Here is a 10,923-nt window from a genome sequence, read left to right as displayed (position 1 = left end):
CGAACGGTCCGCGGAACTGAACGTTCCGCGCTACTCGCGGATGCTGGCCGTGATATCTGCTTCACCTGTACGTAGCGGCTGTCACTCTCGAGGGCAGTTGCGCTTAAGACGATTTTTTGCCGGGGGTTGAGTCTGACGCCTTCGTCGGTAGCCGATGTCCCCAGCAAAAAGTTCGCTGGGGCGGAGAGAACGTGGTGCTAGCTGCCGCTGACCCGGTAGCTATCGTCAGTCCTCGTTGGCCTGGGCCTCCTCGCGGGCGCCGAGTTTGGCCTGTTCGCGGGCGCTGGGGTTGACCGACTCCGTGAACGGTACCTCGGCGACGGTCGCGAACACCGGCTCGCCGGGCTCCTCGGCGTACTCGTCGGGCAGGTGCACCCGGAACTCCAGATCCAGCTCCTCGTCGTAGATCCGATCGTCGAGGGGCGTGTCGGTCGCCTCCTCGAGAGTCTCGGCCGGGACGAAGCCCAGGCCGATGTTGGTCTCGAGGTCGGGGTTGTACCACGGCGACGTGAGGTAGCCACAGACCTCCTCGGTGTCGGGATCGGAGACGAGCCAGAAATCGGGCGCGTAGTCCCGGACGGGCTCGCCGGCGAACTTCAGCCCGATCAGCTTGTACGCGAAGGGGTACTCGCCGTTTTCGATCTGCTCCCGCTGGCGCTCGAGTGCTTCCTTCCCGACGTAGTCACCCTCCTTGTCGTCGGGCACCTGGTAGCCGAGGTTGACCTGGAACGGCGACGTCTCGTGGTCCATGTCCTGGCCCCACGAGAGGATGCCCGCGGCGATCCGTCGGTGGTGGCCGGGGGCGATCTGGCGACCGCCGTGGTCTTTGACCGCCTCGAGGACGGGATCCCAGACGGCCTCGGCGTTCTCGGTCGCGTCCCGGACGTAGATCTCGAATCCCTTCTCGCCGGAGAAGCCCGTCTGGCTCACCAGCACGTCGCAGCCGTCGATCTCGGCCTCCATCAGCCCGTAGTAGGGGATGTCGCTGACCGCCTCGCCGACGACGTCGATCATCACGTCCTCGGAGCGGGGCCCCTGGATCTGCATCGGCGCGACGTCAATCTCGTCGATCTCGACGTCGAACTCCATCCCCACGTTGACTCCCTGGAGCCACTGCATCAGCGTCGAATCGGAGATCGAGAACCAGAACTCGTCCTCGGCCACCCGCAGGAGCACGGGATCGTTCAGGATCCCGCCGTCCTCGTTACAGAGGATGGCGTACTTCCCGCGCATCGGCTCGATCTCGGTCGCGTCCCGCGTGATGACGTAGTCCGTCAGCGCCTCGGCGTCGGGTCCCTTGACGCGGATCTGGCGCTCGACCGCGACGTCCCAGAGGGTGACGGCCTCGGTCAGCGCCTCGTACTCGGCCATCGCGCCGCCGTCCTCGGGTTCGACGAGCCCTCGCGGGTGATAGAGCCTGTTGTACACCGTCGCGCGCCAGGCGCCCTCTTCGTTGAACGACTTGTGAAAGAACGGGGACTTCCGAACTCGTGTCGAGACCAGCATCTCAATGCCCGGGTCGCCGGTCTGTCTGAGATTTCGGGGAACCGTCCGGTCGGGCTGCTCGATATCCGGTTGTTTGTTACTATCTACCATGAAAGAGATGACGACACACACCTCAATAAAAGACCCTGTTCATAACTCCCCCCGTTTATCCGCGGTCGATCTCGAGTTCCGCTCGCCTCGAACGCGGGTCGTCGGACGCCATCGCGAGCGTCGTACCGAGAGGAAAGACACTTCCGCGGACGACCCCTCCCGACGGACGTGAGCGCCGACGCTACCCGCCGCGTCGAGGTCTATCCCGATCGGGAGGTCGTCGTCGAGTTCGACCCCGAGCTGACCTTCGAGTGCGTCGAGGACTGCACCTGGTGCTGTCAGCACGGGGTCTTGCTGTACGGCGACGACCTGCTCGAGCTCGCCCGGCGGGCAAACCTCGCCGAGACGACGACGGACTTCCGCGGCGAGAAGTTCGTCACTCGCGAGCGGAAAGACCGCGACGAGCACGTCGCCGACGACGGCTGTGCCTGTGCCTTTCTCCGCGAGGACGGCCTCTGTTCGCTCCACCTCGAGGAGGACTGGAAGCCGACCCGGTGTTCGGTGTTTCCCCTCGGCGTCTGGCGGGAGGACGGCGACCTCCACGTCGACATCCGCGAGTCCGCCCACGACCACTGCGAGGGGCTGAACGTCAGCGATCGGGTCGTGATCGACAACCTCGACGCCTTCCTCCCCGAACTGCTGTGGGAGCTCGAGAATCCCGACTCCGAACGGGAACTGTGAGACGGAGTGCCACGATACCGGTTCTCGCCAATCATTTAAACGTGTGGCGGTCGTAGGTAGCTTGTGACAGAAAACTCCGGGCGACGGAACCTCCGTATGCCCAACAGCGATGAAGTATTCGCCGTCGTGACCGAACACCTCGGGGGCAACCACGTCCAGCTCCAGTGTGCGGACGGCGAGGAACGGCTCGGCCGCATCCCGGGACGGATGAAGTACCGGACCTGGATCGAGCAAGACGACATCGTCGTCGCCGAGCCCTGGGACTGGCAGGACGAGAAGGCCACGATCGAGTGGCGCTACACCAGCCAGGACGCCGACCAGCTCCGCCGCGAAGGTCACATCGACTGAGTTTTACTGCGGGTTTCTCGACGCCGACCGCCGAGCGGCTGCCAGTTCGTTTCTAGGCTCGCCTGTGCAACGAAACCCATTGGAACGGTCGGCGGGAGACGGAGCGCCGTGGTCGTCCGAGACGAGAGCGCGCCGACGACCGGGAGTAGCTCACCGCGTCGCTCGCTTCCACTCTCTGAGACCGAGGACGGCGCCGTCGAGCTCGTCGGCCGGTGCGTCGGTCGCCGCCCAGACGAACATCGGCGCGACCTCGTCGGGATCCCGGCCCTCCGCACCCGAGAGTCGGGTCGCGACCCGTCCCGGATCGAGACAGCCCACGACGTACTCCGTGTCGGCCGCGAACCCGCGTGCGACGGCCTCGGCGGTCGCCTTCGAGATCGCGTACGAGCCGTAGCCGGGCTTCCCGTCCCGCGCGACCGCCCCCGTCGGGACGAGGACGCGGGCCCCGTCGTTGAGGTGGGGACGCGCCTCCCGGATCGTCGCGAACACGCCCCGCCCGTTGGTCCGCCAGTGGTCGTCGAACGCCGCGTACGACTCCCGATCGGTCGGCGTCTCCCCCGGGTCGCCGTGGTAGACCCCGGCCGCGGCGACGACGCAGTCGATCCCGCCGTTCGATCCCGCCCGCGAGGCCGTCTCGAGGAGGCGCTCGACGTCGAACTCGTCGCGGACGTCCGTTCGAACGCCCGCGGCCGTCGCGCCCGCGTCCTCGAGAGCCGCGACCGTCTCCTCGACCGCGTCGCCGTCTCGAGCGCCGACGACCACCGTCGCACCCGCGTTCGCGAACGCCACGGCGACGGCGCGGCCGATCCCGCGGGTTCCGCCGGTCACGACTGCCGTCTGTCCGTCCATACGGTACGTACGGGCGACGCCTACAGAAAATCGTCGAAAGCGGAGGCAGGCGCTACCCGAACAGGCGCTTGAGGAGCGGTCGATCGCTCGGCCGCTCGGCGAGGATCACCGAGCAGTCGACCTCGTTGATCACGTCGAAGTGGAGCGAGCCGGTGACGAGCCGGGAGAGAAGTCCCCGCTCGGTCGCACCGAGTAACAACAGCGTGCTCTCTCGGGACTCCCGACAGATCGCTTGCTCGACGTCGCCGGAGTCGTCGACGACAAGCTCGGCGTCCTGAAGGCCGTGATCCGCGGCCCAGTCCGAGAGGAACTGCTCGCCGGCCTGGCGCTCGTCGGGGTCGTCGACGACGTGAAGCAGCGTCACCTCGGCGTCGACCGTCGACTGGAAGGTCTGGGCGATCTCCGCGCTCAGATCGGAGTCCGGGCCGCCGGCCGTCGGCAGCAGGATCCGCGACGGATCGAAGCCGCGATCCCGAAGGACGACGAAGTCACAGGGGAGCTGCCGAGTCAGTTCGCTGAGCGGCCGTTCGGCCCGCGCGGCGCCCCAGAGCTCGTTGACGCCCCAGCCGATCACGACGAGGTCGCTCTGTTTGCTCTCGGCCAGGTTGAAGATCTCCTCGAACGAGCGGTGAGTGACGATCGTCGAGTACTCGAACTCGACGTCGTACTCGTCGGCGTCGGGACTGATATTCCGGAGCAACGCTTCGGACTCCGAGACGATCTGGTCGCGCTGTCTCGCGCTGGCGGACTGGCCGGGCGTCTGGACGACGTGGACGACCTGAACGATCGCCGACTCGTGGTGCTCGGTCAGCTGCGCGGCGAGGTCGATGAGCTGCGACTCCGTGCGGGGGTTCGCGATCGGCACGACGACCCGGTAGGCGTCCTCCCGTTCGGCCTCCTCTCTCCGCTCGGCCGTGTCGATCAAGGGGACGTACGAGCGGCCGACGAAGCCGCCGAACAGCCACTCCCTGATCGAGAGGCGTCGCTTGATCCCCTCGAAGCGGGCGGACTCGAGACGCTCCTCGCTGGTCTGGAAGTAGTTGACGACGGTGACCAGCAGGATGCCGCCGATGGTGTTGCCGAGCAACACCGGGAGGACGAACTGGGTCAGGCCGACGAAAAAGGAGAGGTCGCCGGCGAAGACCACGTAGGACATCTCGGTGAAGGAGGTGACGACGTGGAAGAGGTTTCCGAGCGGAATCGCCAGGAACGCGAGGTAGACGACGGCGAGCCTCGAGATCGTGTCTCGAGAGGCGAAGGTGACCCAGACGACGCCGGCGACGATCAGTCCGGCGAAGGCGGCCTTGAAGAACAGGTCGGACCAGGCCGTCTCGACCCCGTGGGTCCCGAGGTACATCGCCGCGTCGGCCGCGTCGTTGGAGAAGACGCCGCCCCACGCCAGCACCGCCGCGCCGATGGTGGCGCCGACGAAGTTCCCGATGAGGACGATCGTCCAGTGGCGAAACAGCGCCGGCACGCTCGCGAGCCGTTCGAGGGTGAGTGCGACCGGGGGCAGCGTGTTCTCGGTGTAGAGCTGGTAGCCGCCGATGATGATGTAGATGAATCCCAGCGGGTACAGCAGGGCGCTCAGAACGGGGTGGCCGTCGGTCGAGCCGTACATCGAGGCGTACAGCAGGAACGTGATCGTGATCGCGAACCCGGCCGCGATCCCGCTGAACAGCAGCTCGCGGCTGCCGGAGGTGACCTCCTCGTCGGCGGCCGCGACGATCCGCTGAAAGACCTCGTCCGCGGAGAAGCGATCGCGGACGACCGACCCGACCGCCGGCGCCCCGCTCGCCGAGCGCTCGAAGGCGCCCCGGACGGCGTCCTGCTGTCGTTCCCGATTCCGGCGCTCCTCGAGCTCGTCGGCGGGCCCGCGGGCTCGCGGCGACTCGCCCGGCGGGGTCGAGTCGCCGTCCGCCTCCGGATCGGGAGCGGACGTGTGCTCGTGTTCGGACGTATCCATTACTAGGTGGAGTCTCGCAGACGAACTAAGACGTTGGTATTTCGGCCCGGCGGGTTCGGAGCGTACATTCATCACCCTGCTACCGCTACGATTCGAGTATGCACTCCCTGAACGGAACGTCCGTCGCCGTGATCGGCGCCGGCGTCGGCGGGCTCTCGACGGCCTGTTACCTCGCCGACGCGGGTGCGGACGTGCGCGTGATCGAGAAGAACGAACAGCTCGGCGGCCGAGCGAGCCGCCTCGAGCGCGACGGGTTCCGGTTCGACATGGGTCCCTCGTGGTACCTGATGCCCGACGTCTTCGAGCGGTTTTTCGGCCACTTCGATCGAACACCGACCGACTACTACGGGCTGACCCACCTCGATCCCCACTACCGGCTCTTCTTCAAGGACGGAGACGAGGTCGACGTCACGCCCGACCTCGAGCGCACCAAACGGGTCTTCGAGTCCTACGAGGACGGCGCCGGCGAGGCCCTCGAGCGCTACCTCGAGAAATCGCGGGAGAACTACGAGGTCGGGATGGAACACTTCGTCTACGAGGACCGCCCCCGCCTGCGGGACTACCTCGACCTCGACGTCGCGCGACAGGCCCGCGGGCTCTCGCTGCTGGGCTCGATGCAGGACCACGTCGAGAACTACTTCGACCACCCCAAGCTCCAGCAGATCATGCAGTACACGCTGGTCTTTCTGGGAGGGTCGCCGAAGAACACGCCCGCCCTCTATAACCTGATGAGCCACGTCGACTTCAACCTCGGCGTCTGGTACCCCGAGGACGGGATCGGCGGCGTCATCGACGGGATCGCCGAACTGGGCCGAGAACTCGGCGTCGAGTACGAGATGAACCGCCCTGCGACCGAGATCAAGGGTCGGGAAGGGGCCTTCCTCGTCGAAACCCCGAAGGGGCCGCTGCGGCCCGATCTGGTCGTCAGCAACGCCGACTACCCCCACACCGACCAGGAGCTGCTACCGGCCGAACGGCAGGGGTACGACGCCGACTACTGGGAGTCCCGAACGTACGCCCCCTCCGCGTTCCTGCTGTACCTGGGCGTCGAAGGCGACGTCGACGAACTCGCCCACCACACCCTCGTCCTCCCGACCGACTGGGAGGAGCACTTCGAGCAAATCTTCGAGGACCCAGCCTGGCCCGACGATCCCGCCTACTACTGCTGTGTCCCCTCCGAGACCGACGACGACGTCGCCCCCGACGGCCACAGCGCCCTGTTCGTGCTCGTCCCCATCGCGCCCGGGCTCGAGGACACGCCCGAACAGCGGGATCGGTACCGAGAACTGGTCCTCGACGACCTGGCCGACCACACTGGAACCGAGCTGCGGGACCGGATCGTCCTCGAGGAGCGCTTTTGCATCGAGGACTTCGCCGACCGGTACAACAGCTACGACGGGACGGCGCTGGGCCTGGCCCACACGCTCCGCCAGACCGCGCTCTTCCGACCGCCCCACCGCGCCAAGGAGGCCGATGGGCTCTACATGACCGGCGGGGACACGACGCCGGGGATCGGCGTTCCGATGTGTCTGATAAGCGGCGAGCTGACGGCCGAGAAAGTCCTCGAGGATCACGGGTGAGCCGGATGGCGGACGCCGACGGAGGGCCGGCCCAGCGATGACCGACGACTCGGACTCCGTCGCATCGAGCCAGTCAGCGAGTGATCGCGGCGTCACGGCGGAGCTATCGTACCTGCTGGTGCTCTCGCGACCCCGGTTCTGGCTCTACCTGGCAGGGCCAGTGCTTGTCGGGGCTGCCTACGGCGCCTCGTCGATCGGGGAGCTGTTCGAGCCCGCCGCGGTCGCCCTGTTCGTGTACTTCCTGGTGCCCGCGAACGTCTTCCTCTACGGCATCAACGACATCTTCGACCGCGACATCGACGCGGCGAACCCCAAGAAGGACGACCGGGAGGCCCGCTATCGGGGCCAGCGAACGGTCCCGCCCGCGGTCGCGCTGACGGGCGGGCTCGGCCTCGCGCTGTTCCCGCTCGTCTCGCGGGCGGCCTGGCCCTGGCTCGTGGGGTTTCTCGTCCTCGGCGCGGCCTACAGCGCCCCGCCGCTGCGGTTCAAGACGACCCCGCTGCTGGACTCGGTCTCGAACGGGCTGTACATCATGCCGGGAGCAGCGGCCTATGCTGCGGTCGCCGGCTCGCAGCCGCCCGTCCTCGCCGTCGTCGGCGGCTGGCTGTGGGCGATGGGGATGCACACGTTCTCGGCGATTCCCGACATCGAACCCGATCGGGAGACGGGGATCCGGACGACGGCGACGGTCCTCGGCGAGGACCGCACCTACGCCTACTGCGGCGCGTGTTGGCTCGCGAGCGCGGTCGCCTTCGGCGCGCTCGATCCCCGCCTCGGCGCGGCGATGGCCGTCTACCCGCTGGGGGTCGTCGCGATCGCGACCTCGAGCGTGGCCGTCGATCGGGCCTACTGGTGGTTCCCGGCGATCAACACGATCGTCGGCGCGGCGCTGACGATGGGCGGTCTCTGGGTGATCCTGTATGGCTAACGACGGAGGTGTCCGAACGTGGACGGCGTGACGACGGATCGAACCGAGGAGCGGACCCGTGCCGCCCTCCAGCGACGGCTCGAGGACGTCGTCCGCGAGAACCGGTTTACGATCGCGGTGGTGTTTCCCGCGATCGGCGCGCTCACGCTGCTGGCCAGCGCCGAGGGGCTGTTGCCCGAACCGCTCGCGTACAACCCCCTGCTGATCCTGTTCGGGACGGCGGTGATGCGCTCGCCGCTGGTCGTCGGCCTCCTGCCGCGGATCGACCGACGGGCCGCGGCCTGTCTCGCCGTTCTGACCGCGTACACGTACGCGATCGAGACCGTCGGCGTGCGGACCGACTGGCCCTACGGCGCCTTCGAGTACACGATCCAGCTCGGGCCGATGCTGCTCGGCGAGGTGCCCGTCGCGCTACCGCTGTTTTTCATCCCACTGGTGCTCAACGCCTACCTGCTGACGCTGCTGGTGCTCGGCGATCGGGCCGACGCCGCGCTCGTCCGGATCCCCGCGGCGGTCGCCGCCGTCGTCGCGATCGACCTCGTGCTCGACCCCGCGGCCGTCGCGATCGGGTTCTGGGCGTACGAGTCGGGATCCTACCACGGTGTCCCCGCCTCGAACTACGTCGGCTGGGCGATCTCGGGTACCGTCGCCGCCGTCCTCGTCGATCTCGCCTTCGATCGGGCGGCGCTGCTCGAGCGCGTCCGCACCTGCGTGTTCGTCCTCGACGACCTGGTCAGCTTCGTCCTGCTGTGGGGGACGATCAACCTCCTCTACGGCAACTGGATCGCCGCGGGGGTCGCCGGCCTGTTCTGTCTGGGACTGTTCCGGACCGACCGGTACGACCTCGAGATGGTGAAAACGGCGCTCCCGGGCGGGAGCTGATCGGGTCGGCACGAGAAGGCGAGTCGGTTTTCGGCGCCGTTCAGACGAAGAGTCCGCTGATCGCGGGCCCGAACTGGAGCAACAGGGCGATCGCGAAGACCGTCAGGGTAAGCCAGGCGGCCAGCCCGGTCGCAGCGAGACGGGCGTTCTCTCGGTCGAACTCGAGTGGGTCGTGTTGGACGCTCATACCTCGTCGTTCGAGCCCGCGAACAACGAACTCACAGCCTCGATATCGGGGGAGTTTAAGGTATCGGCAGCTGGTGAGACAAGTTCGTTCTTCAGAGTAGGGGTGGAACTCACGTTCAGCACAGGACAAAGACCTACCGAGTTGATGCCGAACACGAAATGCGAATCTGTTCCTGAGTTGTATAGTCCCGTGATTGGTATTTATGCTCAGGGCACCACGGATCGGACGATGGCTACAGAGCCTGAATAGAGCACGCCGATTCCAGGCATTTCGCAGTCTCGAATTAGAACAGCTGTCAGAGTCAGTGGGGATATTAATATGTTTGCACCCGCTCTTGTAACGGAGTGGCTAACCTGATTACCAAATTCGCCGATTACGACTCATTTGCCCGTGAGTGGCATTCAGATACCCTCACCGACTATGATGTCTCTCTCGAAGATGCTCGGGAACGGGGGCTTCTCAACGAACAGAAGACCCGCCAACTATGGCAATTGTTAGGGCTTCTTGATACCGGTGAGCTTTTCATTCAACTTCCGGAGTGGTTAGCCATCGAGAAGGTTGGGTCCAAGGATAGAACTACATCCACCATGTTCATTGGATACATCTCCAGAGAGACTGAGGACGCAATTCTGTTCAAAGAGTCCGCGGCGGCCCAGCCGTTGATGCAACTCGCACATAAGATTCACTCACTCGAAAAGGGGGTTGCTAATACAGAGGCCGATACCGACCGCCACAAGCGGTCAGAGAAGCGTCTTCGGGAACACTATCAAAAGTTAAGCAACCGAGATAATCTTCCTAGCCTCTCCGATGAGTGGCTTCCAAAAAGCCAACTCATAACGGCTGTTCAGCGGTGTGAATAACTCGAATTTCGGAATTCATAATAAAATCGTACTGCTATCGCGTCGGGACGCCGTCGCCGTGTTCCGGACCGCGCCGATCCGGCTCGAGGGAGGGGACCGCCGACACCCTGTCGAAGACCGCCTCGGGATCGCGGTTCCAGTGCCAGTGCCAGCGGGTCTTCGCGAGGCATTTGAGTTTCCTTACCGTCGACAGCGACGGCTCCGCCGAGAGGACGTCGTACTCCCGGTTGCGGATCACCGTGTGGTGTTCGGCGTACAGCACCGCCGCGAGCAACACCGGGAGCTGGCAGTCCTCGGGCAGGTAGCGGATGCCGGCGACGCCCTCCCGGTAGAGCGTCTCGGTCCGCCGGAGCTCCTCGGCCATCGCGTCGCGGAACGACTCGGAGTACTCGAGGCGCTCGATCTGACGCTCCGGAACGTCGTGGGCTCGAAGCGTCTCCAGGGGGAGGTAGATCCGATCGCGCTCGAGGACGTCCTCGCGGACGTCCCGCAGGAAGTTCGTCATCTGGAACGCCTCGCCGAGTTTGATGGCGTGGAGGAGAGCGGTCTCGGGGTCGTCGGGCTCCATGATCGCGGTCATCATCACGCCGACGGAGGCCGCGGAGCCCCGCATGTACCCCTCGAGGTCCGCGTAGGTGTCGTAGCGGTCGGTGTCAATGTCGGACTCCATCGCATCGAGGAAGGTCTCGACCTCCGCGTCCTCGATCCCGTAGCGGTCGCAAAGCTCGCGAAAGGCCTCGAGCACCGGGTCCTCGGGCTCGGCGCGGCCGAGTGCCTGCCGGCGAAGCGACTCGAGTTCGGCGCGCTGCTCGGCCGGCGGAACGTCGGCCGCGTCGTCGACGATCTCGTCCGCGATGCGGAAGAACGCGTACAGGACGTGAGTCGCGTTGCGAACGCGTTCCGGAAGGAACCGCGTCGCGAGATAGAACGTCTTTCCGGTTCGCTTCTGAATCGCCTTGCCCGCGTCGATGTGTTCCTGTTGCATTTGCGACTCCAGCCGTCCGACAGTCGCCCGTCCGGGGGCGTCGCCCGACGGCGATCAGGAA

The 10,923-nt window shown here is 66.1% G+C and carries 11 protein-coding genes; 6 read left to right on the top strand and 5 right to left on the bottom strand.

Features of this window, described 5'->3' with window-relative positions:
• Window positions 1–225: 225 nt before the first annotated feature.
• Window positions 226–1,596: an aminomethyl transferase family protein gene (locus tag GWG54_RS13240; protein ID WP_167938223.1), complete on the bottom strand. Its 1,371-nt coding sequence runs from the start codon at window positions 1,594–1,596 to the stop codon at window positions 226–228.
• A gap of 168 nt (window positions 1,597–1,764) precedes the next feature.
• Between GWG54_RS13240 and GWG54_RS13235 the strand changes: the two genes are divergently transcribed.
• Window positions 1,765–2,277 (top strand): hypothetical protein, encoded by a 513-nt coding sequence (locus tag GWG54_RS13235; RefSeq protein WP_167938222.1) that lies wholly within the window; start codon window positions 1,765–1,767, stop codon window positions 2,275–2,277.
• Window positions 2,278–2,340: 63 nt separating this feature from the next.
• A complete protein-coding gene (locus tag GWG54_RS13230) occupies window positions 2,341–2,625 on the top strand; it encodes a translation initiation factor eIF-1A (RefSeq protein WP_148858249.1) in 285 nt (94 codons plus the stop codon).
• 150 nt (window positions 2,626–2,775) lie between these two features.
• Here GWG54_RS13230 and GWG54_RS13225 read toward each other — a convergent pair whose 3' ends face one another.
• Both GWG54_RS13225 and GWG54_RS13220 read right to left on the bottom strand, forming a co-directional pair.
• Window positions 2,776–3,474 (bottom strand): SDR family NAD(P)-dependent oxidoreductase, encoded by a 699-nt coding sequence (locus tag GWG54_RS13225; protein ID WP_167938221.1) that lies wholly within the window; start codon window positions 3,472–3,474, stop codon window positions 2,776–2,778.
• 52 nt (window positions 3,475–3,526) lie between these two features.
• The gene (locus GWG54_RS13220; RefSeq protein ID WP_167938220.1) at window positions 3,527–5,440 is read right to left on the bottom strand and encodes a formate/nitrite transporter family protein; all 1,914 of its coding nucleotides are present in this window, start codon (window positions 5,438–5,440) and stop codon (window positions 3,527–3,529) included.
• Between the two features lie 98 nt (window positions 5,441–5,538).
• On the opposite strand from GWG54_RS13220, the gene GWG54_RS13215 reads away from it, so the two are divergent.
• From GWG54_RS13215 to cruF, 3 genes are read left to right on the top strand one after another with little or no spacing between them, the layout of a single operon-like run.
• On the top strand, window positions 5,539–7,020 hold the full coding sequence (locus GWG54_RS13215) for an NAD(P)/FAD-dependent oxidoreductase (RefSeq protein ID WP_167938219.1): 1,482 nt from the start codon (window positions 5,539–5,541) through the stop codon (window positions 7,018–7,020).
• A 37-nt stretch (window positions 7,021–7,057) separates the two neighbouring features.
• Complete coding sequence (locus tag GWG54_RS13210; RefSeq protein ID WP_167938218.1) at window positions 7,058–7,948, top strand: prenyltransferase; 891 nt, start codon at window positions 7,058–7,060, stop codon at window positions 7,946–7,948.
• 18 nt (window positions 7,949–7,966) lie between these two features.
• Window positions 7,967–8,830, top strand: a complete 864-nt coding sequence (gene cruF, locus GWG54_RS13205; RefSeq protein ID WP_167938217.1) for a bisanhydrobacterioruberin hydratase — start codon at window positions 7,967–7,969, stop codon at window positions 8,828–8,830.
• Window positions 8,831–8,870: 40 nt separating this feature from the next.
• Here the strand turns inward: cruF and GWG54_RS13200 are convergent, their stop codons facing one another.
• Entirely contained in the window at window positions 8,871–9,017 is a 147-nt protein-coding gene (locus GWG54_RS13200; protein WP_167938216.1) for a hypothetical protein, read from the bottom strand.
• Between the two features lie 344 nt (window positions 9,018–9,361).
• Between GWG54_RS13200 and GWG54_RS13195 the strand changes: the two genes are divergently transcribed.
• Window positions 9,362–9,877 carry a hypothetical protein gene (locus GWG54_RS13195; RefSeq protein ID WP_167938215.1) on the top strand — a complete coding sequence of 172 codons (516 nt, stop codon included), beginning with the start codon at window positions 9,362–9,364 and terminating at the stop codon, window positions 9,875–9,877.
• 34 nt (window positions 9,878–9,911) lie between these two features.
• Here GWG54_RS13195 and GWG54_RS13190 read toward each other — a convergent pair whose 3' ends face one another.
• Entirely contained in the window at window positions 9,912–10,862 is a 951-nt protein-coding gene (locus GWG54_RS13190) for a phytoene/squalene synthase family protein (protein ID WP_167938214.1), read from the bottom strand.
• Between the last annotated feature and the right edge of the window lie 61 nt (window positions 10,863–10,923).

Source organism: Natronococcus sp. JC468 (assembly GCF_012163165.1).
Lineage (GTDB): Archaea > Halobacteriota > Halobacteria > Halobacteriales > Natrialbaceae > Natronococcus > Natronococcus jeotgali.
The sequence above is the reverse complement of the archived record's forward strand: the minus strand, read 5'-3'. Positions and strand labels throughout refer to the sequence as shown.